The following is a 25,392-nucleotide window of genomic DNA, read 5'->3' as shown; positions in this document are numbered from 1 at the left end:
CCCCCAGCTTGTGCGCCATCACGGCGCAGGCGCGCGGTGCTCGCGGTAGACTGCGGCGATGGTTCTGAGCGCGGCGCGCGACTTCGCGTCGGTCAATGTCGAGTGGAGGACGATCTCGGAGGAGGCGAGGCGGGGCAAGCCCAGACGGTCGCCGACCTCGATCGTGCCTGGCGGCGCAACGCGCTCGGAGAACACCGCGATCGCGAGGCCGGCCGACACCGCCGCCGTCACAGCGGAGGAGCCGCCGCCCAGGAACACTTCCGTCCAGGGGATCCCGGCCGCATCGAGAGCTTGCGTAGCGATGTCGCGCACGCCGCATGACGGCGACAGCGCTGCCAGGCGCAGCGGCTCGCCCTGCCGATGCTCGAAGCTCGGCGCGCCGAACCAGCCGAAATGCTCGGGTGCCAGAACCTCGCCGTCCCGCCGGTCGTCCTCGCGCCGGACGATGGCCGCATCGATCTCGCCACGCTCGAAGGCGTCGAGGAGGCTGCGCGAGTTATCGAGGCGCACCTCGATCCTGAGGCCCGGGTCGTGGGCGTGAAGCTGAGCCAGTAGCGGAGGCAATTCCGGCCCGGCCACGTGCGCGGCGATGCCCACCACGAAGCGGCGCGGAGCAGCGGAGAGAGCGGCGACGGCGGCCTCGTGTGCAGCGAGGAAGTCGCGGGCGCGATCGAGAAACACCGCTCCTTGCGCGGAGAGTCTGACCTGGCGCGGCGTCCGCTCGATCAGCCTGGCGCCGATCCTGTCTTCCAGGCGCTTCAGCTTGACGCTGATCGCGCCCTGGGTGGTGCCCAGCGCCTCGGCGGCGCGCGTGAAGCTCTTCATATCCGCGATCGCCACGAAGGCGTGCACGGCTTCGACATCCAGCGCGGTCATCTGTCCATACCGAATTGTTGTCTCTGAAATATCCAATCATATCATTTATTTATTATCGAGCCACCGCTACCTCTCCGGCGTCGACGCTCTCCGCTCGAAACCACAATCGAAGGTCCGCTCATGCCCGCGAACTCGCACGCGCGCGCGCTTGCCGCCGCTTGCCTCTCAGCCCTGATGTTCGGCCTCGAGATTTCGAGCGTGCCGGCCATACTTCCGACGCTGGAAGCGGTGCTCCGGGCGGACTTCCAGCAGCTTCAGTGGACGATGAACGCCTATACGATGGCGGTCGCGACAGTGCTGGTGATGGCGGGAACGCTGGCCGACCGCTTCGGCCGCAAGCGCATCTTCGTCACGTCGATCATGGCCTTCGGCATCTCGTCGCTGCTGTGCGGCGTGGCGCCGAGCATGACGGTTCTCATTGCCGCGCGGACTCTCCAGGGCGCGAGCGGCGGTGCCATGCTGACCTGCCAGTTTGCCATCCTCTCCGACGCGTTCCGGGAGCCGAAGGCGCGCGCGAAGGCTTTTGGATGGTGGGGCATCGTCACCGGAGTCGGTCTCGGCTTCGGGCCGCTCGTCGGCGGGGGCATTGCGGCAACGCTGGGATGGGCCTGGGTCTTCCTGATACACGTCTTCATCGCGATTGTGACGCTCGGCCTCGCCGTGCGCGGCGTCCAGGAGTCGCGGGATCCCGATGCCCAGGCGCTCGACATTGCGGGCATCGCCACGATCTCCATCGCGGTCTTCTGCCTCGTCTTCTACATCACGCAGGGGGCGGAACTGGGCTTCACGAGCCGGCCCGCGATCGCGGTCGTCGCCCTGGCGGCGGCCTCGCTGACCGCCTTCGTCGCGATCGAGCGTAGCGTCCGGCAGCCGATGATCGACTTCTCCGTCTTCAGGATACGACGCTTCACCGGCGCCCTGTATGGCTCGATGGGCATGAACTTCAGCTTCTGGCCGTTCATGATCTACCTGCCGATCTGGTTCCAGGCCGGGCTCGGGCTCGAGGGCCTGTCCGCGAGCGCGGCGCTGCTCGCCTATACGCTTCCGACCCTCGTCGTTCCGCCCGTCGCCGAGCGGCTGGCGCTGCGCTACGGCGCCGGGCTCGTCATTCCTGGCGGCATGTTCACCATCGGGCTCGGCTTCCTCATCATGGCCGCGGCGGCTCACACCGGGCAGCCCGCGTGGTTGGCGACATTGGTTGGCGCGGTCATCGCGGGCATCGGCCTCGGCGCCATCAATACGCCGGTCACGAACACCACCACGGGATCGGTGCCGAGCGCCCGCAGCGGCATGGCCTCCGGAATCGACATGAGCGCGCGCATGATCTCGCTGGCGCTGAACATCGCGCTCATGGGGTTCGTCCTGGTCGGTGGCGTGTCGGCGTCGCTGCGAGACGGGCTTGGAGGAGCCGTGGATGCCCAGACGCTGGCCGCCCTCGCGCAAAGGATCGCCGCCGGCAATCTCGTGCTCAAGGAAGGAAGCATGTCGGCGGGCGCCGCCGACGCCGTCGCTCACGCGGCGCTGACCCGGGGCTACGTCTGGGTGATGCTGTACGCGACTCTTTTCATCTGGGGCCTGGCGACGTTGAGCGCCTTCACCTTCGGGAAGGGCCGCAAGACCGCTGTCGTTTCCTGCGAGGGATGACGACCAGCCACCTCGTCGCTCGTCCCGGTCGTGCCGCCAGCCCGGACAAATCCGCGTGACGACACGCGCTCTTCCTCGCGCCGAGCTTCCGACATATCTCTGGTCCGCCTTTGGGCAGGCGGCCCAGCGAAGCACGGAGAGAAGCGACGATGGCGAGTCGGAAATATGCAGCCTATGCGCCAGCGGCGCCTTACTTCGATCTGGTCCGCCGGGCGCTGGGCGACCGCGTCGACGGCGAGCACTTCTTCGATATCGTCGCCGACGATATCGCCTACGAGGTCCTCTACGAGTTCCCGGGCTGGCCGCGCGTCCTGCGCGGCCGCACCGAGCTGATGGCGAGCTTCCGCGGCTATGTCGACAACATCGCCCTGCAGGCCGTCGATACGCTGGTCACGCACGTCGCCGACGGCGGGCGCGTCGTCGTGCTCGAATACGAGGTCCACGGCACCGTCCTCGCCACCGGCGCGAAGTACGACAACCGCTTCTGCTCCATCGTCACGATCGAGAACCGCAAGATCGCGTACTGGCGCGACTACATGGATTCTCTCGCCGCCTGGAACGCCCTGACGGCGCGCGGCCGCTAGGCATCGACAGGGAAAAGCGGCGGCGCCTCACGCCGCCGCCAGCGTTTCATCGTCGGCGTAGCGCGACGGCGGCACGCCGACATGCCGGGTGAAGGCGACGCTGAAGGCGCTGGCCGAGCCGTAGCCGACACGCTGCGCCACCTCGGCGATGCTGCCGGCCTTCTGCCGTAGCAGGTTCTTCGCCAGCGCCATGCGCCAGGCCAGCAGATACTCCATCGGGGCGACGCCGACGGCCTGCCGGAAACGCTCGAAGAAGGCCGAGCGGGAGAGCGCTGCTTCCCGGGCCAGCTGCGCAATGGTCCAAGGCCGCGCGGGCGCCTCGTGCAGGCGCCGGATGGTTGCGGCGAGGCGATCGTCGGCCAGGCCGCGCAGGAGTCCGGGCGAGGCCGCCGTCGCCACCGTCGAACGCAGCGCCTCGATCAGCAGGACTTCCAGCAGCCGCGCCAGGACGACCTCGCGCGCCGGCCGCATCGCCCGCACCTCATCGCTGACCAGTCCCACCAGCGTGGCGAGCCGGTCCTCGCCGTGCACCAGCACGAGGCGGGGCAGGAGCGAGACCAGCAGGGTCGCGTCCGGCGAGCCGAAGGCGCAGTAGCCGACCAGCAGTCGCACGTCGGGCGGTCCCTCCGGCGTGCCGAGCCGGAATGTGCCGTCGCGCCCCACCACCGGCACGGTATCGGCGTCCGTCGCCGCCATCGCCTGGTGGCTCGACATGGTAAAGGCGTGGACCGACGGGATGAGGACGAAGTCGCCGGCCTCGAGCGTGAGCGGTGCATGCCCGCTGGCCTCGAGCCGACACGATCCTTCGGCGATCACGCAATAGAAGGGTCGCCCGGCCTCAGTGCGCCGGATGCGCCACGCGCCGGCGGCGCTCACTCTCTTGGAGAAAGGGGCACGAGGCTGCAGCAGCGTGACGATCTCGGCCAGCGGATCGATCAAAGCCGGACTCCTGCAAACGCATTATAGACCCTCTCATATAGTTAGTCCGGGCTCGGCGTTCCATATGCAGGCCACCCGACACTCCTGACGAAAAGGGAAAGCCCCCATGAATACCGTCCTGATCACCGGATGCTCGTCCGGCTTTGGTCTCGAGACCGCGCGCCTCTTCCTCGATCGCGGCTGGACCGTCGTCGCCACCATGCGCACGCCGCGCGCGGATGTGCTGCCGCGCTCCGAGCGTCTGCGCGTGCTGCCGCTCGATGTCACCGATCCGGACAGCATCGCCGCCGCCGTCGCCGCTGCCGGTCCCATCGACGTGCTGGTCAACAACGCCGGCATCGGTTGGGCGAATGCCCTCGAAGGCACGCCGATGGCGATCGCCCGCGGGATCTTCGAGACCAACACGATCGGCACCATGGCGGTGACGCAGGCGGTGCTGCCGCAGTTCCGCGAGCGGCGGGCCGGCGTCGTCGTCAACGTCACCTCGACCGTGACGCTGAAGCCGCTGCATCTTCTGTCCGTCTACACCGCCAGCAAGGCGGCGGTGAACGCCTTCTCCGAAGTGCTGGCGCTGGAACTGGAGCCGTTCGGTGTCCGCGTGCGTATCGTGCTGCCGGGCCGCGCGCCGGGGACGCGCTTCGGCGACAACGCCCGCGCGCTGATGAAGGATGGCTTTCCCGAGCCCTATGCGGCGCTGGCGCAGCGCGTGTTCGCCAGCTTCCAGATCCCGGGCCCGATCACCGAGTCCCGCGACGTGTCGGAAGCGGTGTGGCGGGCGGCGACCGATCCCGCCTGCCCGATGCGCCTGCCCGCCGGGGCCGATGCCGTCGCCCTGGCGGCGGCGGCCTGACGACGGAGGCTGACGGCTTTCGATCCCGCGCGGCTTTGCAGGGCTCTCAACCCAGAGAGCGCAACACATCGTCGAGCGGGATCATCGCTTTCAGCGATTGGCTTCCATGGTCCGGACGCCCTTCCTCAAGGGCGACCGCCGTCTGGAATCCGCGATCGTTGGCCATCCTCTCCTTCCAGGCACGCAGCTTCGGGTAGGCATCCGGGGCGACCGCGCCATGGAATTCGCCCCAGCGGGCAACCCCGGCGAGGATTGCGTCGGGCAGCATCGGCGCATCGCCGCCAAGGAACGGCGAGTCTCCCATCATCTCCTCGAGCTGTTGATGACGCCTCGCCACGGAAGCCAGGCCGTAATCCCGCAGCACCTCCCGCTGCCGTTCCGTGAGCGTCGTGACTTCGAGAGCGACCCAGAGCGATGCGAAGGCGGCGGTGAAGTTGGTGTTGATGAAGGCCATCAGCTCGTGGGCGCGATACCAACGAGCCGTACCGGGCTCGAAACCGATCCGGCGCGCCCGGTCGCGTTGTTCGAGCCAGGACGCGATGGCCAGGGTTTGTGTCAGAACCTCACCTGTCTCCCGAATCAGCACCGGAGTCTCGCGGCGTGCATTCAATCGACGATACCCGTCCGTCAGCATCTCGTCCGGCATCTTGACCCGGACAACGCGATAGGGCTCGCCGGCCCATTCAAAGGCCGCGAGGAGACCTGTCGAACTTCCAAGAGGGTGACCAACGAAAAGAACCGGCGTCATTTCTCAATCCTTGTTGAAGCGGACACCAGTGTGCTTTTGTGGACTTTCGTCGCCTAGCCATGGGTTCTGAGACACTAAGTCCACAAATGGAGACATCTCTATGCGTCTCGATGACTTGTCCTACTTCGTCAAGGCGGTGGAAGCGGGTGGGTTCGCGGCGTCGGCGCGACAGATGAACTGTCCCAAATCGACCATCAGCAAGAGAGTGGCGGAACTGGAGAAGCAGCTCGGCGTGCGCCTCATCGAGCGATCGTCCCGGCACTTCGTGCTCACCGATCTCGGCCGCGAGGTCTTCGAGCATGCGCGGGCAGCGGTGATCGAAGCCGATGCGGTGAGGGCGTCCGTGGAGGCTCGGCGTGCCGAGCCTGCCGGTCGCGTCCGGATCACGGCTTCGAAACCGACGGCGGAGATCTACCTCGCGGAGCGGTTGCCGCAACTTTCGCGCCTGTATCCTCGCCTGCTGCTGGAGGTCGACATCGGCGATCGCTTCGTCGATCTGGCGCAGGAGAAAGTCGACATTGCGATCCGGAGTCACTTCGACCCGCTACCCGATTCCACGCTCGTGGCGAGGACGCTTGGACGAGGACCGGTGATCCTGGTTGCTTCTCCCGGCTATGCGGAAGCGCGAGGAACTCCGAACGCACCCGGGGACCTTGCCGGCCACGATGGATTGTGGAGCGGTCTCGAACAGCGCCACTGGCGCCTGTCGAATGATGCCGGACAGGCGGTCGAGGTCAGCCCGCGCCGCCGCTTCGTCGCCAACGAATCGCACTGCCTGATCTCCGCCGCGGCACAGGGACTGGGCATCGCCCCGATGCCTCATTCACTGGTCAGGCGCGAACTCGACGAAAGACGGCTGGTTCGCATTCTCCCGGAATGGACGGCGGGCACCCTGACAACGACCATGTTGATGACCCATCGCCGCAACCAGCTCCCGGCGATCCGGGCCGTCGCGGAATTCCTGAGTGCAATCGATCGCGCGTGAAGGGCGCGCGATATCTCCGCTGGCCGGCCTCAATAGGCCAGCAGGTTGTCGCGGAACTGCTTGTGCTCGTAGGCGCTGCGGACCAGGCCGCGATCCTGCAGCGCCGGCACCAGCCCGTCCTCGATCTCCGCCAGCGTGCGGCGGTTGACGTTCGGCATCGAGAACAGGAAGCCGTCGCCGCCGACCGCCTGCATGGTTTCTGCCATCTGCGCCGCGACCGCGTCGGGCGTGCCGCACAGAGGTACCGACAGGTCGACGGTGTTGAAGCTCGCCATCGTGTCGCGGATCGAGCGGCCCTGGGCCAGCTTGCGGTACTGCTCCAGGTTCTGCTGGTGGCCGTTGGTCGTCACATGGTCGGGCAGGGGCTTGTCGAGATCGAACTGGCCGAAATCGATGTTCGTCACCTTGCCGAAATGCGCCAGCCGTTCCTCGATATGCATGCGGGCATGGGCGAGCTGCCGCGCCTTGCGTTCCTGCGCATCCTCCATCGTCTCGCCGAGGATGGGATTGACGAGGAACAGCAGCTTGCAGTCGTCCGGATTGCGGCCGTGCGCCACCATGTGGGCGCGCACGTCGTCGCGATAGGCCTTCATCGCCTCGACGCCCTTCACATGCACGACGATGGTGTCGGCATGGGCGGCGGCGAACTTGCGCCCGCGCGGGGAGCCGCCGGCCTGGGCGATCACCGGCTGGCCCTGCGGCGCCGGGCCGGAATTGAGCGGCCCGCGCGTGCTGTAGTATTTGCCCTTGAAGTTCACGGCATGGACCCGGGTCGGATCGACCAGCACGCCGCTCTTGCGGTCGGCGATCACCGCGCCGGGTTCCCACGAGCCCCACAGGCCGCGGCACACCGCCATGTATTCGTCGGCCATGTCGTAGCGCAGGTCATGCTCGGGCATGCCTTGCATCCCGAAATTCATGGCCGCGAAATCGGAACTGCCGGTGACGGCGTTCCAGCCGATGCGGCCGCCCGACACCTGGTCCAGCGTCGCCACCAGCCGCGACAGCAGATAGGGATGATAGGCATAGGTGCCGAAGGTGGGCACGATGCCGATGCGCGAGGTGACCTGCGTCATCAGCGCGGCGACCACCGACGGATCCTGGCGCGGCACGCCGATGGCGTTCTTCAGGTAGATGTCGGTCGAGCCGTTGAAGCTCTCGCCGACATAGGAGGAATCCTCCAGCAGGACATAATCGAAGCAGGCCCGCTCCAGCGCCCGCGCCATGTCGAGGAACAGCTCGGGCTGCATCCAGGTCGAGCCGATATGCCCCGTCCAGGGCTCGCCCCACGCCTGCGCGCTCGAGCCCTGAAGAAACCAGGCGAGATGAAACGGTTTGCCAGCCAACGCGCATGCTCCTTTGTGAACGGGAGCAGGGGAAGCAAGGGGTGTGCCGGGGCGGGAACGACCGTGATGACTAGCCTAGCCCTTCGCGGCGGGAGCGGGTGGCACCGGCAGAATGATCTCCGAAGCGACCTTCCAGTCGTTTCCGACGCGAAGCCAGTTGATGATCATCAGAAACGGCTTGGGCGTTCCATCCTGTCCCGCATAGGAGACCGTGATAGTCATCGGCACGTAGGACTCGGCGACGTCGTGTGTCAGGCCGACGACCTTGAATTTCGAATAGTCCGGTTCGAGCACGACCGGCCCGGAGCTGCCGATGTCGTGCAGCTTTTCATCGACCGCCTTGTTGCCCCAGTAGCCGGCCCAGTTGCCCTCGGACGGGATCGCGCTCTTTGCCACCAGCAGCGTCGAGGGCGATTGCCAGAACATCCCGTGCAGGGCCTTGAAGTCGTGCTTGTTGGCCAGTTCCATGAGCTTGCCGAACTGCGACCTGATGATGTCGAGGGTCGCGGCATCCAGCGGCTCTTCGCTGGCGGCGGGGGCTGTCGCGGCGGACCCGATCGAAAGGACCGTGGCGGCGAGGGCGGCAAGAAGTGTCTTGTACATGTCGGAACTCTCTTCAGGCTCAACCGTGGCAGTTCAGCCCGCACAGTCGCGCAACAGAGCCGTGATCTTCGCATCGAGGTTGCGGGCGACGGCGAGCGCGTCCGAGTTGCCGTAAGGCAACAGATAACTCTCCATCTTGTCGTAGGTGAGGTGTACGCCATCGGGGCGTTCATCGATGAGGATCGTGACCGGCGCGTACGATCCGGCATCGGGGACGTGCTTGACCATTTCCTTCATGATGAGTGGATTGCCGACCAGGAACCGCATGCTGTTCGGCGTCCCGGGTCCGGAGTCGTGACGAACGACGTCGCCCAGGTCGAATTCCGCGAACAGCATGAAACCGGTGCGGCCGAGACTGCCATGCACGATACGCTCCAGCTCCGCGAAGGAACTGGCGGCCCGCATCGCCTCGAAGAAGGCCACCATGTCGGGTTGCCCGATCGCCGATTTCAGCGTGGCCACGACGACGTCGAACGGCTTCAGGCTGGTGAGGCTGAAACGCTCCACCTCGATCTTTGCGATTGTCATGTCGTCCTCCGCAACAACGCTCGGGGATTGAAGGGGATGTCGCTGCCGGCACGAATGCGCCGGCAGCGATCCTGTCAGTCCGCCAGCGCTGCTTTCTCGATCACCGCGGCGACTTCGTTCGCATGAACGACGAGCGAGGCATGGCTGCCGGCGACTTCTGTCGTCTGCGCCTTCATCTCGGTGGCGAAGAACTTCTGCGCCGCAGGTGCCAGCACCTTGTCCTTGGTGCTGATCACATAGAACGTCGGCTTGTCGCGCCAGGCCGCGGTATCGACCGGCGCCTCGAACGCGACATGGTTCAGCGGAAGCTGATGGTTGGCGAGGGACTCGGCGATCTTGGGGGGAAGGTCGGCCGCGACCGCCGACGGAAACACCTTGGGATCGATGTAGAGATTGCCTTTGTCGTCGGGATGGATCGCAGCGGTGCCTTCGGTTGGCGGACCGCTCTTGGCGAGGGCCGCCAGCGATTGTCCCACGTCGGGTGCGAATGCGGAGACGTAGACCAGCGCCGAGACTTTGGGATCGTTACCGGCTTGCGTGATGACCACGCCACCCCAGGAATGACCGACGAGGACGGTCTTGCCGTTCTGCTTCGCCAGCGCCTGCCGGGTGGCCTCGACGTCCGCGGCCAGCGACGTCAGCGGATTCTCGACGAGCGTGACGGTGTAGCCCTTCTTCGTGAGGATGTCGGCCACGGGCTTCCAGCTTGTCTGGTCGACGAAGGCGCCATGGACGAGCACGATATTGTGCGCCGCCCCCTTGGGCAGACCGGTCGATTGGGCGTGGGTGGCAAACGCCGCTCCCGCCGCCATGACGGCAGCGGCGGTCGAGAGGAGAAGATTTCGCATTGATGACTCCTGTTGGGATGACGCACGACGCGGGTCGGCAAATGGCTGGTGTTGCGACGAGAGGGTGGCCCTTCCATCTGCGGTTGTGCTGGACGGAAGACCGCCCGACGCGTCGGCGCGTCTCGGCAGGACCTAATGTGGCGCGTTGCTGGACGGTAGAGCTCGATCGTCCAAGAATTGTGTCCAGCCGTCCGCGGCATTAGCCTCTCGCCATGGACATCCTCGCCGAAGTGCTCGACCGCGTTCGCCTCGGCGGGACGCTGCTCTTCCACTTCGAGCTCGGACATCCCTGGGGGCTGGCGCTGCCCCAGCGTCCCTATGCCCTGTTCCATTACCTCAGTCGGGGCACGGCGACGCTGGCGTTCGAGGACGGACGGGAACTCCCCATGACCGCCGGCGACTTCGTCGTCGTCTCACGCGGCCAGCCTCACCTGTTCTATTCGGATCGTCGGATCGAGCCGTTCTCGGTCCTGGACCTCGATCGCTCGTCGGCGCATCTCGGTGTCGTCCATCACGGCGGCACCGCGGAGCCCTGCGCTACGATGATCTGCGGCAGGTTCACGGTCGCGCGGCCCTCGCGCGGCAGCGTGCTGGAACTGCTTCCGCCGGTACTTCTCCTGAAGCCGACGGACGGTGAATGGCTCGAAGCGATCCTGCGCCGCATGGTCAGCGAATCGGCGCGGGCGCTTCCCGGCCAGGGCGTCGCGCTTTCGCGACTGACGGAAGTGCTCTTCGTCGAGGTGCTGCGCAGCTGGATCAAGTCGCTTCGTCCCGGAGAAGGTGGGTGGCTCGGGGCGATGACGGACCCGCATATCGGGCGAGCGCTTCAATTGATCCACGAACGACCGGATCGGCCCTGGACCCTCGACGACCTCGGGCAGCGGGTGGGGCTCGGCCGCTCGGCCTTCTCGGATCGCTTCACCCGGCTGGTCGGTCTTTCCATGCACCGTTACCTGACCGCGCGTCGGATGGCGGAGGCGGCCTCCCTGCTCGAGACAGGCGATGAGGCGATTGCACGAATTGCAGCACGGGTCGGCTACGAAACCACGGCCGCCTTCTCGAAGGCGTTCCGTCGACACCACGGCCTGTCACCCGGTCGCTATCGGGCAACGCGCGATTCGGCGGCGGCCGAAGGTGAGGGCGCTCTCCCCGAAGCACAGGTCGCCGATTAAGCTTGTACGACCGGCGGCGCAGCATCGCGGATCGGTTGAAGTCACGCGATCGTCTCTCTTACGCTCTTGCCGGACTATTTGTGGTCTTACTTTTCCTCAATGAAAGGGATTGCTCACTCGTATTCGCTCATCGAGCACCATTCCGTCCTGCATATCCTCCGACCACAACGTCTCACATCCCGCCTGAATTGCGGACGCCGCGATCATCGCGTCGAACGTCGACAGAGTGTAGCGCTCCGCCAACGCCAGTCCGGTCGCGTGTGTCTCAATCGTCACCGGATGGATCGTGAGCGCGCCGCGCAAGAGCGAGAGGAAGGCGTGTGTCTCTTCCCAGGAGAGGCGCATCTTGCGCCGGGCCATATTGGTAATCTCGTTGAGGACCTGGACGCTGATGGCGCCACCCTGTGCCAGCAGGGCTTCGGCCCGATCGGCTTTGCGCGTGTCGCTGGAGGCGAGATAGAGCAGGACATTGCTGTCGAAGAAGTCAGCGGGCATTCGCCTCGTCCCGGTCGAACTTGAAGTCGGCGGGCAGGCGACCTCGGAAGGCGCGCAATTGCTTCAGCAACTCCTGGCGTCCGGGCGAGCGCTTCACCGCAAACTGTCGGCTTCCCGCCACATCGATCTCGATCTCGTCGCCTTCCTTGAGTTCGAGGGCGTCCACGACCGAGGCGGGGAGGCGGACCGCAAGGCTGTTTCCCCATTTGGCAACGCGCATATTTGAGGCTCCTTGATATACATCCAATAATGTATATCCGCGCGCCTGATTTCAACGGTGGTTGTGAGAACCGCTCGACATTTGTTCTTCATATTGCTATTTTCGTTGCGATTTTCGCCATGAGATCGCCGTGCACTTGGAAGAACATACCTATGGTCCAGCGAGTACCGCATCCCTGCGGCTGTCGATCTCGGGGGGTGATACCGCCAGTTAGCGCAGTTAGCGCTAGTGCTTTTGTGTAACAGAGTGCGCCCGCGGAGCGGATTGGCCAGGACGTTCGTTGCCACCTTTCGAGACAGCCGCTGCGCGGCCTCCTCACGGTGAAGAGGAGGCCTGGATCTCCGATACTTCACCCTGTGCCCTCATCCTGAAGGGCACCGAAGGCGCGTCTCACAGGATGGCTGTAAGCAGTATCTGTTCCGGCGCGCTATTCCGCGCCGGGGTCCTTGCGCAGCGAGCCGATGCCGAGCGATCCCGCCGGGGCCTCGGGCGCTGGCTCAGGCGCTGACTCGGGCGCGGCCGCGGCGTCCGTTCCGCTGTCGGGGAGGGACGTGCTCGATTCGCCTTCCGGGGCCGGGCCGGTCGGCCCGGGGGCGGCGGCGGGCGGGGCGACGGTGTCGAGGAAGCCCGCGGTCGGGATGAAGAACAGCGTGCCGGTGACAGCGCGGCTGAAGTCGAGCAGGCGGTCGTAGTTGCCGGGCGGCCGGCCGATGAACATGTTCTCCAGCATCCGCTCGATGCGGCTGGGCGAGCGGGCGTAGCCGATGAAGTAGGTGCCGAACTCGCCCTTGCCGATCTCGCCGAACGGCATGTTGGCGCGCACGATGGACAGCTCCTGGCCGTTCTCCTCGATCACGGTCAGGGCGTTGTGGGCGTAGGAGGGCTTCACCGAGTCGTCGAGCTCGACATCGGAGAGCTTGGTACGGCCGACGATCTTCTCCTGCTGCTCGACGGGCACCGCTTCCCACGCCTTGAGGTCATGGAGGTACTTCTGCACGATCACGTAGCTGCCGCCGGCGAAGGCCGGATCCTCATCGCCGATGAGGGTGGCGTCGAGCGCCTCCTGGTCGACCGGGTTCTCGGTGCCGTCGACGAAGCCCAGCAGATCGCGGTCGTCGAAATACTGGAAGCCGTGCACCTCGTCGGCCGTGGCGACGGCGGGGCCGAGGCGCGACATGATCAGCGCCGCCAGCTCGAAGCAGAGATCCATGCGCATGGCGCGGATGTGGAAGATGAGGTCGCCCGGAGTCGAGACGGCGTGGTGCTTGCCCTTGATCTCGCGGAAGGGATGCAGCTCCTTCGGCCGCGGCGCGCCGAACAGCCGGTCCCAGGCCTCGGAGCCGATGCCCATGATGCAGGACAGCCGGCCGTCGAGGTCGCGGAAGCCGACCGCGCGCTGCAGGGCCGACAGGTCGGCGCACAGGCTCTTCACGGCGGCTTCATGCTCCGCGCCGTCGTTGATGGTCACGACGAGGAAGATGGCGGCGCGCGTCAGCGGCGCAGCGACCGGTTGGGACATCGTGGACGGCACGCACTACTCCTTGGGGCTTCGATCGGGGGCCGGCATCTTGGGGCGGCAAGAGGTGAAGAGCAATTGCAGGGAGCGTCGGCGCGCCGGCCCGAATCCGGCCCGGGACGCCCGGCTTCGGACTATAGCGGGCGCGTCGCTGTCATAAGAGATTCTTCAGGCCGTGCTTGGATAGGGCTTATGGGTCGTGGCGCGCCGCCGAGGGGCGCGCGCCTGCGGCCCGCAGTCGACGGACCGGGGCGTGACAGGCAAGCGGAGAAGCGAGGTCAAGACGGCGCTGACATTGCGCCAGCTCCGGGCATTTCTGCTGACGGCGGAGAATGGCAGCGCCTCGACCGCGGCGCGCGCGCTGGGCGTGACGCAGCCGGCCGTGAGCCAGCAACTGCAGGAGCTCGAGAAGCTGTTGCGGGTGCGGCTGATGGAGCGCGTCGGCATCCGCATGCTGCCGACGCTGGCGGGACGGGCCCTGATCGATCCGATCCGCCGCGCGCTGTCAGCGATCGACCAGATCGAACCGACGATCGCGTCTTTCCGGGAGGGCGATTCGCGGCTGGTGCGGCTGGGGACGGGGGCCACGGCCTGCATCCATTTCCTGCCCGGGCCGCTGGCCCGGACGCAGGCCCAGATGCCCAACCTGCAGATCCTGGTCGTCACCGGCAACACCGACGAGATCGTGGCGGCGGTCGAGGACGGCTCGATCGACGTGGCGCTGGTGACCGGCGAGGTGTCGCGCGCCAATCCTTCGATTCACATGGAGCCCGTGTTCGAGGAGGAGCTGGTCGGCATCCTGCCCAAGAAGCTCGAATACCAGTTGCCGAAGATGCTGCGGCCGCAGGATCTGGTGCGCGTGCCGCTGATCCTGTTCGAACCGGCCGGCCGCACCCGCGGCATCATCAACGCCTGGTTCAAGGCCGAGGGCATCCGACCGATCCCGGCGATGGAGCTGGGCAGCATCGAGGCCATCAAGACCCTGGTCGGCGCCGGGCTGGGCGTATCGCTGATCCCGAGCCTCGCGGCGTCGTCGGGGCAGAAGACGATCGTCTGTCGCCGGCTGGTGCGCCCGGTCCATCGGCATCTGTCGCTGGTCCTGCGGACCGACAAGGTGCTCGATGCCGGCCTGCGTGCGCTGCTGGCCGAGATCCGGTCGGCGGCGCAGTCGCTGCAGCCGCCCGTCCTCGATCAGTCCCCTCTCATAAGAGAAGCCGATGCCGAGCGATAAGCTCTGCCTCGCGCTTTGTTATCGAAGCGTATTGCTGGGCCAATACCTTCCGCGGCGTGGCACCCGTTGCAAGACGGCGGGGCGATAGCTTCAGAAGGGAAATCATCGTGAACAATCCGAACGTCGCGCTCGCGCTCGAGTCCGCGCCCGGTCCGATCGGCGGCAGGCTGGCCTGGAAGAGTGCCGATCTCGCGGCCGATCCGTCCTGGATCCATCGTCTGACCGGGCAGGAGGTGGCCGAACTCGAAGCGGCCGCCGCCCATTCCAAGACGGTCGTCGACAACGTGCTCGACCTGCGCAAGGAGCATTTCCCGCTGCCCACGCTCGCGACCAAGATCAAGGCCTTGCGCACCGACATCATGGATCGTTTCGGCTTCGGCTATCTGCGCGGCCTGCCGGTCCACAAATACGATCGCGACACGGTGATGCGGATTTACTGGGGCCTCGCCTCGCATATCGGCGACGTCGTCCCGCAGAATCGCAACGGCCACATGATCGGCCATGTGATCGACATCGGCACCAAGGTCGACGACTACAACAAGCGCCTGACACAGACGTCGGCCGGCCTGTCGTTCCACTCCGATTCCTGCGACGTGGTCGGACTGGTCTGCCTGCACACGGCCATGACCGGGGGCGAAAGCGCTCTGGTGAGCGGCATCGCCGTGCACGACGAGATGATGCGGCGCGCCCCCGATCTTTGCCGCGCGCTCTATCAGCCCGTGACGGTCGATCGCCGCGGCGAGGTGCCGGAGGGCAAGTTCCCGTGGATGCGCATTCCCGTCTTCATGTGGCAGGACGGTCAGTTCACTGGCTACGCGCCGCTTCAGGAATATCTCAACTCGGCGCGCCGCTTCGACGAGGCGCCGAAGATGACGGACCAGCAATGGCAGGCCGTTGAACTCTTCTTCTCGATCTGCAGTGAGCCGGAATTCGCGGTCAAGATCCCGTTCGAGCCGGGCGATTTCCAGTTCGTGCACAATCACGTCGTGTTCCATTCGCGCACCTCGTTTGAGGATTGGCCGGATGTGGCGAAGAAGCGTCATCTCATGCGCATCTGGATTTCCCTGCCGGACGGTCGCGAATTGCATCCGGCAATCGCCGAACGCTGGGTCCACATCGAGCGCGGCACCGTGCGCGGCGGCGTCAACATCCCCAACCGCAAGGCGCTGACGATCCCGCTCGAGCCGCTGACACCGGCCTTCGCCTGAGACGTCGATAGGGCGGGGAGGCACCGCCTCCCGCTTTCTGCGACGGGCAGTGAAAAGAAAGGGTCAAGTCGTGGGCCTATACGACTTGGCCCTTGGGCGTGTTTTCGATTCGGAGTTGCCGGTGTCGGTTCTGGTTGTGCGTGGCGTTTCCAAGTCGTTCGGAGCCGGTTCGGTTCTGTCCGGCATCGATCTCGACATCGGCGAGGGCGAGATCGTGACGCTGCTCGGCCCTTCGGGCTGCGGGAAGTCGACGCTGCTGCGCATTATTGCCGGCCTCGAGGTCGCCGATACAGGGGCGATCGAGATCGGCGGCCGCGATGTCTCCCGGCTGGCGCCGGGCGCGCGCAACATCGCCATGGTGTTCCAGTCGCTCGCGCTCTATCCGCATCTCACCGGTCGCCAGAACATGGCCTTGCCGTTGCGCGTGCGGCGACTCGGTCGATGGCAGCGCCTGTTCAGTCCGTTGCGTCTTTCCCAGTCCGTGCGCACCATCGAACGCGAGATCGATGCCGCTGTCGACGATCTGGCGGCGCGTCTGGCGATCGCCGAGGTGATCGACCGCGTGCCCGCCCGTCTGTCGGGCGGCCAGCGGCAGCGGGTGGCGATCGGCCGGGCGCTGATCCGCGACAGCCGTTTGCTGTTGCTGGACGAGCCGCTGTCCAGCCTCGATGCCAAGGTGCGGGCCCAGGCGCGCGAGGAGATCGTCCAGATCCAGCGCAGCTTCGGCCTCTCCTGCGTCTTCGTCACGCATGACCAGGGCGAGGCGCTGGCGATCTCGGATCGCATCGCCGTGATGCTGGGTGGGCGGGTTGCCCAGTTCGATACGCCGGCCGAGATCTATCGCAATCCTGTCTCGCTCGAGGTCGCGCGCTTCGTCGGCACGCCGACCATCAACTGTTTCGAGGGCATCGTCGATGCGCAGGGTCGCGTCCATACGGGCAGCTTCCTGTTCGACACGCGGCTTGCGGCACCGGCGGGCGACACGGTCACCGTGGCGGTGCGACCGGAACATGTCCGGCTCGGTCCGGCTCGTGAGCTGTCCGGCCCTGTGCTGCGTGTGGTGCGGGTGGAAGATCACGGTCACGACGGGCTGGTTCATCTCGGCAGGGGCGATAGCCTGGCGCCGGCCCTGATCGCCCGCAGCGGGCAGTCGACGAGCCTTCGATCCGGAGACGAGGCGCGGGTCGCGATCGCGGCGGAGGAGGCGTTGTTCTTCACGCGCGACGGGGCACGTCTCGAGTCGACACCGGTGCGGATGGCGGATTACGCCCGTGGCTGAGCGTGCCATGAACAGGCGAGGCGATGCGAGCCTGGCGCCCTATCTGATGGTGGCACCGGCGACCGTCCTGCTGCTGGCCTTGATCCTGGCGCCGCTGGCACTGGTCGTCGCCACGGCCTTCACGGACTGGCATCTCGGCGGCGGCGCGGCGGCGTTCGTTGGCTTCGATACCTTCGTGACCCTGCTCGACGAGCCGGACTTCCGGACCGCCGTCTGGAACACCGCGCGCTATGTCGTGTTCGTCGTTCCCGCGACATCGGTCGCCGGGCTGGTGGCGGCGCTGCTGATCGCCGAATGCCGACGTGGGCAGGCGCTCTACCGGATGCTGTTCTTCCTGCCGTCGGTCGCCACGCTCGCGGCCATGTCGGTGGCCTGGCAGATGCTGCTCAGCCCCTCGGTCGGCGCGCTGCCGCAGATCCTGCGTCTGGTCGGCCTGACGCCGGGCAACTGGCTGCAGGACCCGGATCGCGCGCTGTCGGCGCTCGGGCTGATCGGTATCTGGAGCGAGGCAGGATTCGCCATGCTGTTCTTCCTCGCCGGCCTGAAGACCGTGCCGGCGGAGCTGCACGAGGCGGCGGCGCTCGATGGCGTCGGCACTCTGCTCGACCGGCTGTGGCACGTGACGCTGCCGCATCTCGCGCCGATCACTGCTTTCGTCCTGGTGTTCAGCTCCATCCACGCGCTGCGCGTGTTCGACACGGTGGCGATCATGACGCGCGGCGGGCCCGAGAAGTCGACGCTGGTGGCGCTCTACTTCATTTACCAGGAGGCGTTCTCGCTGTTCCGCACCAACCTCGCGGCGGCGGCGACGGTCCTGTTCATCGCGGCGGTGCTGCTGCTGAGCCTCTTGCAGCTTTACCTGACACGGGCGCGGGGCGGCCGATGATGCAGCCCTCGTCGCGTCTGGTCGGCATCGTCCGGCATCTCCTGCTGGCGACGGGCGCCATGCTGGTGCTGCTGCCGCTCCTGTGGGCGATCCGCATCTCCTTCCTGCCGGCCGAAGACGTCTTCTCGCCCCAGTTCCATTTGCTCCCAAGTCGCTGGATCGGATTCGAGAACTACGCGCGCGCCCTGACGGCGTCGCCGCTGCTGCGCTTCCTGGTGAATGGCGTGGTGGTGTGCGCGGCGATCATCCTGTGCCAGGTCCTGGTCGCCATCCCCTGCGCCTATATCCTCGCCAAGGGCCGGATCGTCGGTCTGCGCCTGATCTGGCTGGCGGTGCTTGTCGGGCTGGTGGTGCCGCCGGCGGCCTTGGCCTTGCCGCTGTTCATCATGGCGGCGCAGCTCGGGCTGATCGATACCTATGCCGCTCTCATCCTGCCCTGGACGATCTCGCCGCTCGGCATCTTCCTGCTGCGCCAGGCCTTCCTCAGGGTCCCGGACGAGCTGATCGAAGCGGCGCGGCTGGACGGGCTGGGCGAGGTCGAGATCCTCGCGCGCATCCTGGTGCCGCTGATCACGCCGGCGATCGGCGCCTTGATCATGATCTCCCTCGTCGCCCACTGGAACGACCTGCTGTGGCCATCGGTGGTCGTGACGTCGGGCGACAAGGCGACGCCGCCGTTCGGCGTGATGCTGTTCCAGGTCCAGGAGATCGGATCGGATTACGGACCGCTGCTCGCCGGCGCGATCATGATCGCCGCTCCCTTGCTGCTCGTCTTCATCCTGACGCAGCGCCGGTTCCTCGATGGATTGAGCTGGACCGGCTCGAAGTGACCGCACGCTTCCGCAACCCCTTTCACGACAACAGGTACCTTTCGATGAGACGCTTCCTCCTTCCGTTCATTCTCCTGCTGACGGCTGTCGCCAGCGGCCGTGCCGCGCTGGCGGTGGAGATCACGGTGCTCTATCCGCAGCCCTATCTCTACCAGGCGCCGATCGAGGAGATCGTGAAGGCCTTCGCCGAGAAGCGGCCCGACATCCAGGTCAAGCTGCTGGCGCCAACCAAGGCCTACGAGGAAACGGCCAGCGCCGTGTTGCGCGGCGCCATCACCGGCAGCATGCCGGATGTCGCCTTCAACGGTACCAACCTCATGCACCTGTTCGTCGATCGCAAGCTCGCTGTGGCGCTCGATGGCTTCGTCAGCAAGGAAGCCGATTGGGACAAGCAGGGCTATGTCCCCGGCATGATCTCGACCGGCAAGGTCAATGGCCAGCTCTACGGGCTGCCGTTCGCGCTCTCGACGCCGATCCTGTACATGAACGTCGATCTCCTGCGGAAGGCCGGCGGCAATCCCGACGCGCCGCCGCAGACCTGGCCTGAGCTGCTGGCGCTGGCGCACAAGATCACCGATCCGGCCGGCAACACGCACGGCGCTTACATGCTGTGGACGACCACCGGCAACTACCTGTGGCAGGAGCTGCTGTTCACGCATGACGGCGAGATGCTCTCGGCCGACGGCAAGAAGGTCGGCTTCGATACGCCGGCGGGCCTCAAGACCTTCGAGATCCTGCGCGACCTCGTCACCGAAGGCGGCATGCCCAATCTCACCGACGACCAGGGCACGCAGGCCTTCATCGCTGGCCAGATCGGATTCTATCTCGGCTCGTCGGCGCGCGTGAACAGCCTGATGGGCAAGGTCGGCAAGCGCTTCGAGCTGCGCACCGCGCCGTTCCCGAGCCCGCGCCCGGACTCCAAGATCGTATCTGGCGGCGGCACGATGATGATCTTCGCCAAGGATCCGGCGAAGCAGGCCGCGGCCTGGGACTTCATCAAGTTCGCCGCCGGTCCGATCGGCCAGACGATCATGGTGCGCCATATCGGCTACATGCCCTCGAACCAGATCGCCATCGATACGCCCGAGCTGCTGGGCGACTACTACAAAAACAATCCCAACATGCGCACGGCCATCTCGCAGCTCGCGCGCACGCGGCCCTGGCTCGGCTTTCCGGGCGAGAACAGCCTGAAGGCGATCCAGGTCATCTACGACAACATGGAAGCGGTGGTGGCTGGCAAGGCCACGCCGGAGGTGGCGCTGCAGCGGTCCGCTACCCAGGTCCAGGCGCTGCTGCCGAAGTAGCATCCGCCTTCGCCGCGGCGATGAAGGTCCGGACGGCGGCGGAGGGCTCGCGGACGGGAGAGACGACGAGTCCGAAGGTGCGATGAAGGGGCGTACTGAGCGTCCCGATCCGCAGGCCCCGCCGCGACTCCGGAAGGGTGGATTCGGGCACGAGGGCGACGCCGGCGCCTTCGCGCACCAGGGCGATGGCGCTGGTCCAGTCGCGCACTTCGATCTGGACATCCGCCAGGGACGTTCCGGCCGCCGCGGCCAAGGTGCCGGCATGGACGTCGCAGCCGCCGGTGGCGAGCACGAACGGCTGGCGGGCGAGTTCGACGAGACTCACCGCGGACCGCTGGGCCAGGCGATGGGCGCTGGGGAAGATCGGCACCCAGGCATCGCGTCCGAGGATCGCGGCGGCGCGGCGCGGTGCCGGATTCAGGACGACACCGAGATCGACCTTGCCTTTGGCGAGCCAGGTCTCGACCTCGCGATCGTCGGTCTCCAGGGCGACCACGCGCACTTCAGGATGGCGGCTGCGGAACCGGCGCAAAAGAGGCGGCAGCAGCGTGGCGAAGACACTGGGGAATCCGGCCAGACGGATGGTTCCCTTGGCGAGGCCATGCACCGTATCGGCCTCGGCCCGGATGCGGCCGAGCGCGTCGAGGGCGGCGCGGGCATGGGCGACGACGCGTTCGCCGGCCGCGGTCAGATCGGCGCCGCGCCGATGACGCACCACGAGCGCTACGCCAAGAGTCTCCTCCAGCGCCGCGATCGCCTGGCTGACGCCCGATTGCGTGACACCAAGCTCTGCGGCTGCCGCGGTGAAGCTGCCGGCCTCGGAAAGCGCAACCAGGCTGCGCAGATGACTCGTATTCATATTAGTAACACTACTAGCACAATAGTGACCGAGTAATTTTACTTTTATCAAGGCTCGCGTCAATTTGCGTCTCGTGCCGGGCCGGTCGTCGGTCCGCGCCTTTGGAGAGTCGCATGAAGCTGTATTTCGCCCCCGACGCCTGCTCGCTGTCGCCGCACATCGTCCTGCGCGAGCTCGGCCTGCCGTTCGATCTGGTGCGCGTGGACAACAAGACGAAGAAGACCGCCGACGGTGGCGATTTCCTTGGCGTCAATCCGAAGGGTTATGTCGCTGCCCTGCAGCTGGACGACGGCGAGGTGCTGACCGAGGGGCCGGCCATCGTGCAATACATTGCCGATCTCAAGCCGGAAGCCGGACTGGCGCCGGCGAATGGCACGTGGGAACGCGTGCGGCTGCAGGAATGGCTGAACTTCATCGCCACCGAGATCCATGCCGGGGCGAGCCCGCTGTTCAACGCGGCCATTCCCGAGACGGTGAAGGCGATCTTCAAGGAGCGCCTGTTCCGGCGGTTCGACACCCTCGCCGCCACGTTCGCCGATCGGGACTATCTCATGGGTGAGCGCTTCGGCGTGGCCGATAGCTATCTGTTCACCGTGCTGCGCTGGATGGATCGCTTCGCCATCGATCTCGATCGTTGGCCCGCCATCGCGGCTTTCATGGAACGAGTCGGCCGCCGCCCAGCCGTGCAGGCCGCGCTGGCGGCGGACGGGGCGCGTCCCAGCCCCGATGATCGTGCGACCTTCGGAAATTGCGGGAACTGCGCCAGCGCAGATCCCGCGTTCCGAGGTCACATCGCCTTGATGTAAGCGACCATCTGGTCGAGCACGGTGCCCCAGCCGCCGTGGAAGCCCATCTCCTCGTGCTTCTTGCGGGCGTCCTCGTCGCGATGCAGGGCGGTTGCCGTGTAGCGCGTGCCTTTGCCTTCGGGCACGATGTCGACGATGGCGGTGAAGAACGGGTTGGGCGAGGGGCGCCAGCCGGCCAGGAGCGTATCGGTGATGACCAGCCGGCGCTCGGGGACGATCTCGAGGAAGCAGCCGTTGTTGGGGAACTCCTGGCCCTCCGGCGAACGCATCACGGTGTTGAAGACGCCGCCGGGGCGCAGATCGATCTCGACCTTGGCGATCGTCCACGGCTTGGGCACGAACCAGTGCTTGAGATGCTCGGGCTTGGTCCAAACCTCCCACACCAGCGCGGTCGGCACGTCGACGACGCGTTCGAGGACGAGGTCGAGCTTGGGATCTGGCTTCGTCATGATGAGCGTTTCTCCTTGAGGGCCAAGAGGTAGGCATCGAGCTGGTCGAGCCGCTGTTCCCAGATCGCCCGTTGCCGGGAGAGCCAGTCTTCGGCGAGCCGCAGGCGCTTCGGCATCAGCCGATAGGTGCGCACGCGGCCGGTCTTGCTGGATTGCACCAGCCCGCAGTCTTCGAGGACGCGCAGATGCTCGACGAAAGAGGGCAGGGCCATGTCGAACGGCGCTGCCAACCCGCTCACCGACTCCGGCCCCTGGCTCAGCCGCTCGAGCACGAGGCGGCGGGTGGGATCGGCCAGCGCACGGAACACGCTGTCGATCGGCTGGGCGGTGGTCGTCGTCATCGTCGTGTCCTTCTGGCAACGCTTTAGGCTAGATTTATACTTAGGGAAACGCCTAAGTATTGCATATCTCGCTTCCCCTCGCGACAGTGCGGTCTTTCCGGTGGACCGTCGCGCCGGCCATGCCCATGTGAGGATCATGGCCGTCCTTGTCCTGCCGTTCCTCGATGCGCTGGCGCACGATCTCGTCCAGCCCGACGATGGCCCTGCCATCGATTTCAGCCGCCCGGCCGGGGAGCCGGCGCTTACGGCTGCGGACTCGGTCTCGTGGCGCGTGTTCAAGAACCCGGTGGCGCTGTTCGTCGGCGGCGTGGCGGCGGTGATCCTCGAGCTGGCCGATCCCGCCGTGCGCAGCGGTGTCTGGGAGCACAGCAGCTTTCGCCGCGATGCCGTTGCACGGCTGCGGCGCACCGGCCTTGCCGCGATGGTCACCGTCTACGGCCCGCGTCGCACCGCCGAGGCGATGATCGCCCAGGTCGGCCGGTTGCATGCCCGGGTGCGGGGGCGGACGCCGGCGGGCGAGATCTACGAGGCCAACGATCCGGCGCTGCTCCGCTGGGTCCATGCCACCGCCGCGTTCGGCTTCGCCGAGGCCTACGATCGCTATGTGCGGCCGCTGGGCGAGCGAGGCTTCGATCGCCTGTATGGCGAAGGCGCAGCCTCGGCCTGTCTCTACGGCGCTATCGATGCGCCACTGTCGCGGGCCGCCGTCATGGACCTGATCGACAGCAAGCGCGATCGGCTGCAGGCCTCGCCGATCCCGTTCGAGTTCCTCGACATCATGCGCCGCGCACCTGTGCTTCCGGCTCCGCTGCGCCCGCTTCAGCGCCTGCTGATCCGCGCCGCCGTCGATCTCGTTCCGGCCTGGATCCGCCAGCGCCTCGGCCTCGACGACAGCGCCGGCCTGCACCGCTGGCAACGCCCGGTGGTCCGCCTGATCGGCCGACTTGCCGACCGTGTCCTGTTGCGATCGAGCCCGGCCGTGCAATCCTGCCTGCGCCTGGGATTGCCGGCGGATTATCTCTACCGGTGACGTTCGATCATTGATGTTGTCGAGAGCGCCGTGTCAGGCTGAGCGTGGCATGAGATGCGGGTCGCGGAGGGGGATAGTGCTGACAGTACGGCCTTACGAGCCAACCGATCTCGACGCTCTCTATGCCATCTCGCTGGCGACGGCGGATGCCGGCGGCGATGCCTCGCACCTCTATCGCGACAAGCGCCTCGTCGGGGCCATCTACTCTGCGCCCTATGCGATGCTCGCGCCGGAGCTCGTCGTGGTGGCGGCCGACGCGGAAGGGGTGGGCGGCTTCGTCCTGGGCGCCGTCGATACCGTGGCGTGGCAAGAGCGGCTGGAGCGAAGCTGGTGGCCGCTGTTGCGCCAGCGCTATCCCGCGCCCGATCCGGATGCGCGCAGCCAATGGACGCCGGATCAACGGCGCATGGCCATGATCCACCATCCCGAACATGCGCCTCTTGAGGTGGTCCGGCACTATCCGGCGCACCTCCATCTCAACCTGGCACCGCGGCTGCAGGGCCGAGGGCTGGGGACCCGGCTCTTTCACGCGTGGATGCAACGGGCCCAGGAGCAGGGCGCGCGGGCCACGCATGTCGGCGTCAACCGGGCCAACGTCCGAGGGATGGCCTTCTGGAGCAGGATGGGCTTCCTGCCCGTCACGCCGCCGGACCTGTCGGAAGGCCGCACGGTGTGGATGGGGCGGGATTGATGCGATGCCCGGCGGTCAGGGCATCCTGATCCAGGCTTCGAAGTCCTTGGTCGCGACGTTGCTGCCGCAGAGGATCGTCGCCACCGTCTTGCCGGCATATCGCTGCGGAGCTTCGAGAAGGGCCGCAACGCCCAGCGCGGCCGCCGGCTCGACGATCAGTCCCGCGTGCACGTAGAGAAGGCGCATGCCTTCCTTGATGCTCTCCTCGGTGACCAGCACGGCGTCATGGGCGACGGCCCGCAGATCATCGAGAACTTCCGGGATCACGTAACGACCGGCCACACCGTCGGCGATGGTGTTCGGGACGCCAGGATCCACGACTCGAGCGGCGTGGTAGGAGAGGGTCATCGCCGGTGCATTGCGCGGTTGGACGGAGACGACTTCGACGCCGGGCCGTCGACACTGCATCACGTATCCGACGCCCGTCGCCATCGCTCCGGCCCCCAGCGCGACGAGGACTGCATCGAGATGGTGAGGCAGCGCCGCAAGTTCGAGCCCGATCGTTGCGGCGCCTTCGCAAGTATCGAGGTTCTTGCTGTCCTCCACCAGGAAAGCGTCCGTCCTCTCCGCGTGCTCCTGAGCCGCCTGGAGCGCGACTTCGATTCCTCCGTCGACCAGGACCACCTTCGCTCCGAGCATCCGCATCTTCTCCACCTTGAGCGCATTGGCCGTGGCGGACGCCGTAACCGTAACATCGAAGTTTCTCGTTCGACCGCCGTAGGCGAGCGCCTGGCCCAGATTACCGGCGCTAGCACAGACAACCGACGTCGTGTCGCCTCTGGCCTGCAGTCGGGCCAGGACCACCTCGGTCCCGCGTCCCTTGAAGCAGCGTACGGGATTGAGGGTTTCCACCTTGAGGACGATCCGGCAGCCCAGCGCCCGGCTCAAACTCTCGCAAACGTACTGTGGCGTGTTGAGAAAGACAGCGCTGATGGCCGCAGCCGCGGTTTCGATGCGGTCGATGTCCAGGCGCATGTCGTCCCCCTCGTGCCGGTGATCGATATCACCCCGTCTGTGCCTGCGCGGCTCGATTTCCGGAAGACATCTCCTTGTATCTCTTCGCCTTGGTCGGGACCTGCGGGAAATCGATCAGGCGTCTGATATTCTCCGCCGCCGATCTTCCC

General features: G+C 66.5%; 28 protein-coding genes. 14 read left to right on the top strand and 14 right to left on the bottom strand.

From position 1 onward, the window contains the following. Positions 1 to 18 precede the first annotated feature (18 nt). Complete coding sequence (locus B5D62_RS08590) at positions 19 to 876, bottom strand: LysR family transcriptional regulator (protein WP_085933327.1); 858 nt, start codon at positions 874 to 876, stop codon at positions 19 to 21. A 120-nt stretch (positions 877 to 996) separates the two neighbouring features. Here B5D62_RS08590 and B5D62_RS08585 point away from each other — a divergent pair, with 120 nt between their 5' ends. Then, positions 997 to 2,520, top strand: a complete 1,524-nt coding sequence (locus tag B5D62_RS08585) for an MFS transporter (protein WP_085933326.1) — start codon at positions 997 to 999, stop codon at positions 2,518 to 2,520. A gap of 149 nt (positions 2,521 to 2,669) precedes the next feature. Beyond that, positions 2,670 to 3,104 carry a nuclear transport factor 2 family protein gene (locus B5D62_RS08580; protein ID WP_085933325.1) on the top strand — a complete coding sequence of 145 codons (435 nt, stop codon included), beginning with the start codon at positions 2,670 to 2,672 and terminating at the stop codon, positions 3,102 to 3,104. Positions 3,105 to 3,131: 27 nt separating this feature from the next. Here the strand turns inward: B5D62_RS08580 and B5D62_RS08575 are convergent, their stop codons facing one another. Beyond that, a complete protein-coding gene (locus B5D62_RS08575; protein ID WP_085933324.1) occupies positions 3,132 to 4,043 on the bottom strand; it encodes an AraC family transcriptional regulator in 912 nt (303 codons plus the stop codon). Between the two features lie 106 nt (positions 4,044 to 4,149). Between B5D62_RS08575 and B5D62_RS08570 the strand changes: the two genes are divergently transcribed. Further along, complete coding sequence (locus B5D62_RS08570) at positions 4,150 to 4,893, top strand: SDR family NAD(P)-dependent oxidoreductase (protein WP_085933323.1); 744 nt, start codon at positions 4,150 to 4,152, stop codon at positions 4,891 to 4,893. A 46-nt stretch (positions 4,894 to 4,939) separates the two neighbouring features. Here B5D62_RS08570 and B5D62_RS08565 read toward each other — a convergent pair whose 3' ends face one another. Continuing rightward, on the bottom strand, positions 4,940 to 5,641 hold the full coding sequence (locus tag B5D62_RS08565) for a glutathione S-transferase family protein (RefSeq protein WP_085933322.1): 702 nt from the start codon (positions 5,639 to 5,641) through the stop codon (positions 4,940 to 4,942). 100 nt (positions 5,642 to 5,741) lie between these two features. Here B5D62_RS08565 and B5D62_RS08560 point away from each other — a divergent pair, with 100 nt between their 5' ends. Further along, positions 5,742 to 6,626 (top strand): LysR substrate-binding domain-containing protein, encoded by an 885-nt coding sequence (locus tag B5D62_RS08560; protein WP_085933321.1) that lies wholly within the window; start codon positions 5,742 to 5,744, stop codon positions 6,624 to 6,626. 29 nt (positions 6,627 to 6,655) lie between these two features. Here the strand turns inward: B5D62_RS08560 and B5D62_RS08555 are convergent, their stop codons facing one another. The 4 genes from B5D62_RS08555 to B5D62_RS08540 all read right to left on the bottom strand — a co-directional run bounded on the left by B5D62_RS08555 (position 6,656) and on the right by B5D62_RS08540 (position 9,951). Beyond that, on the bottom strand, positions 6,656 to 7,972 hold the full coding sequence (locus B5D62_RS08555) for an NtaA/DmoA family FMN-dependent monooxygenase (protein ID WP_085933320.1): 1,317 nt from the start codon (positions 7,970 to 7,972) through the stop codon (positions 6,656 to 6,658). A 75-nt stretch (positions 7,973 to 8,047) separates the two neighbouring features. Next, positions 8,048 to 8,575, bottom strand: a complete 528-nt coding sequence (locus tag B5D62_RS08550) for a hypothetical protein (RefSeq protein ID WP_085933319.1) — start codon at positions 8,573 to 8,575, stop codon at positions 8,048 to 8,050. A 33-nt stretch (positions 8,576 to 8,608) separates the two neighbouring features. Beyond that, the gene (locus tag B5D62_RS08545; protein WP_085933318.1) at positions 8,609 to 9,103 is read right to left on the bottom strand and encodes a DUF302 domain-containing protein; all 495 of its coding nucleotides are present in this window, start codon (positions 9,101 to 9,103) and stop codon (positions 8,609 to 8,611) included. Between the two features lie 74 nt (positions 9,104 to 9,177). Further along, positions 9,178 to 9,951, bottom strand: coding sequence for an alpha/beta hydrolase (locus B5D62_RS08540; RefSeq protein WP_085933317.1), 774 nt, complete (start codon positions 9,949 to 9,951; stop codon positions 9,178 to 9,180). Between the two features lie 212 nt (positions 9,952 to 10,163). On the opposite strand from B5D62_RS08540, the gene B5D62_RS08535 reads away from it, so the two are divergent. After that, positions 10,164 to 11,123 (top strand): AraC family transcriptional regulator, encoded by a 960-nt coding sequence (locus B5D62_RS08535; protein ID WP_085933316.1) that lies wholly within the window; start codon positions 10,164 to 10,166, stop codon positions 11,121 to 11,123. Positions 11,124 to 11,219: 96 nt separating this feature from the next. Here B5D62_RS08535 and B5D62_RS08530 read toward each other — a convergent pair whose 3' ends face one another. The 3 genes from B5D62_RS08530 to B5D62_RS08520 all read right to left on the bottom strand — a co-directional run bounded on the left by B5D62_RS08530 (position 11,220) and on the right by B5D62_RS08520 (position 13,357). Next, a complete protein-coding gene (locus tag B5D62_RS08530) occupies positions 11,220 to 11,618 on the bottom strand; it encodes a PIN domain-containing protein (protein WP_085933315.1) in 399 nt (132 codons plus the stop codon). Beyond that, positions 11,608 to 11,838: an AbrB/MazE/SpoVT family DNA-binding domain-containing protein gene (locus B5D62_RS08525; RefSeq protein WP_085933314.1), complete on the bottom strand. Its 231-nt coding sequence runs from the start codon at positions 11,836 to 11,838 to the stop codon at positions 11,608 to 11,610. The genes B5D62_RS08530 and B5D62_RS08525 overlap by 11 nt, the downstream gene beginning before the upstream one ends. 427 nt (positions 11,839 to 12,265) lie before the next feature. After that, entirely contained in the window at positions 12,266 to 13,357 is a 1,092-nt protein-coding gene (locus B5D62_RS08520) for a Dyp-type peroxidase (protein WP_085933313.1), read from the bottom strand. Positions 13,358 to 13,607: 250 nt separating this feature from the next. Here B5D62_RS08520 and B5D62_RS08515 point away from each other — a divergent pair, with 250 nt between their 5' ends. From B5D62_RS08515 to B5D62_RS08490, 6 genes are all read left to right on the top strand, one after another. Further along, a complete protein-coding gene (locus B5D62_RS08515) occupies positions 13,608 to 14,585 on the top strand; it encodes a LysR family transcriptional regulator (protein ID WP_170920836.1) in 978 nt (325 codons plus the stop codon). A gap of 107 nt (positions 14,586 to 14,692) precedes the next feature. Beyond that, positions 14,693 to 15,793: a TauD/TfdA family dioxygenase gene (locus B5D62_RS08510; protein WP_085933311.1), complete on the top strand. Its 1,101-nt coding sequence runs from the start codon at positions 14,693 to 14,695 to the stop codon at positions 15,791 to 15,793. A gap of 121 nt (positions 15,794 to 15,914) precedes the next feature. After that, positions 15,915 to 17,072, top strand: coding sequence for an ABC transporter ATP-binding protein (locus B5D62_RS08505; protein ID WP_139373767.1), 1,158 nt, complete (start codon positions 15,915 to 15,917; stop codon positions 17,070 to 17,072). Between the two features lie 7 nt (positions 17,073 to 17,079). Next, on the top strand, positions 17,080 to 17,958 hold the full coding sequence (locus tag B5D62_RS08500; protein WP_085933309.1) for a carbohydrate ABC transporter permease: 879 nt from the start codon (positions 17,080 to 17,082) through the stop codon (positions 17,956 to 17,958). Beyond that, positions 17,955 to 18,788 carry a carbohydrate ABC transporter permease gene (locus B5D62_RS08495; protein WP_085933308.1) on the top strand — a complete coding sequence of 278 codons (834 nt, stop codon included), beginning with the start codon at positions 17,955 to 17,957 and terminating at the stop codon, positions 18,786 to 18,788. Before B5D62_RS08500 ends, B5D62_RS08495 begins: the two co-directional genes overlap by 4 nt. Positions 18,789 to 18,832: 44 nt before the next feature. After that, positions 18,833 to 20,092, top strand: a complete 1,260-nt coding sequence (locus B5D62_RS08490) for an ABC transporter substrate-binding protein (RefSeq protein ID WP_085933307.1) — start codon at positions 18,833 to 18,835, stop codon at positions 20,090 to 20,092. Here the strand turns inward: B5D62_RS08490 and B5D62_RS08485 are convergent. Then, entirely contained in the window at positions 20,061 to 20,951 is an 891-nt protein-coding gene (locus B5D62_RS08485) for a LysR family transcriptional regulator (protein ID WP_085933306.1), read from the bottom strand. The genes B5D62_RS08490 and B5D62_RS08485 overlap by 32 nt on opposite strands. A 113-nt stretch (positions 20,952 to 21,064) precedes the next feature. Here B5D62_RS08485 and gstA point away from each other — a divergent pair, with 113 nt between their 5' ends. Continuing rightward, positions 21,065 to 21,757 (top strand): glutathione transferase GstA, encoded by a 693-nt coding sequence (gene gstA / locus B5D62_RS08480; RefSeq protein WP_085933305.1) that lies wholly within the window; start codon positions 21,065 to 21,067, stop codon positions 21,755 to 21,757. Here gstA and B5D62_RS08475 read toward each other — a convergent pair. Both B5D62_RS08475 and B5D62_RS08470 read right to left on the bottom strand, forming a co-directional pair. Further along, a complete protein-coding gene (locus B5D62_RS08475) occupies positions 21,739 to 22,206 on the bottom strand; it encodes an SRPBCC family protein (RefSeq protein ID WP_085933304.1) in 468 nt (155 codons plus the stop codon). The genes gstA and B5D62_RS08475 overlap by 19 nt on opposite strands. Next, positions 22,203 to 22,547: an ArsR/SmtB family transcription factor gene (locus tag B5D62_RS08470; RefSeq protein ID WP_085933303.1), complete on the bottom strand. Its 345-nt coding sequence runs from the start codon at positions 22,545 to 22,547 to the stop codon at positions 22,203 to 22,205. The genes B5D62_RS08475 and B5D62_RS08470 overlap by 4 nt, the downstream gene beginning before the upstream one ends. Positions 22,548 to 22,683: 136 nt before the next feature. Here B5D62_RS08470 and B5D62_RS08465 point away from each other — a divergent pair, with 136 nt between their 5' ends. Beyond that, complete coding sequence (locus B5D62_RS08465; protein ID WP_085933302.1) at positions 22,684 to 23,577, top strand: oxygenase MpaB family protein; 894 nt, start codon at positions 22,684 to 22,686, stop codon at positions 23,575 to 23,577. 76 nt (positions 23,578 to 23,653) lie between these two features. Next, positions 23,654 to 24,268, top strand: coding sequence for a GNAT family N-acetyltransferase (locus B5D62_RS08460; RefSeq protein WP_085933301.1), 615 nt, complete (start codon positions 23,654 to 23,656; stop codon positions 24,266 to 24,268). A gap of 15 nt (positions 24,269 to 24,283) precedes the next feature. Here the strand turns inward: B5D62_RS08460 and B5D62_RS08455 are convergent, their stop codons facing one another. Next, positions 24,284 to 25,243: a threonine ammonia-lyase gene (locus tag B5D62_RS08455; protein WP_085933300.1), complete on the bottom strand. Its 960-nt coding sequence runs from the start codon at positions 25,241 to 25,243 to the stop codon at positions 24,284 to 24,286. Between the last annotated feature and the right edge of the window lie 149 nt (positions 25,244 to 25,392).

This window comes from Enhydrobacter aerosaccus (assembly GCF_900167455.1).
Lineage (GTDB): Bacteria > Pseudomonadota > Alphaproteobacteria > Reyranellales > Reyranellaceae > Reyranella > Reyranella aerosaccus.
This window is presented reverse-complemented; position numbering and strand designations above follow the sequence as displayed.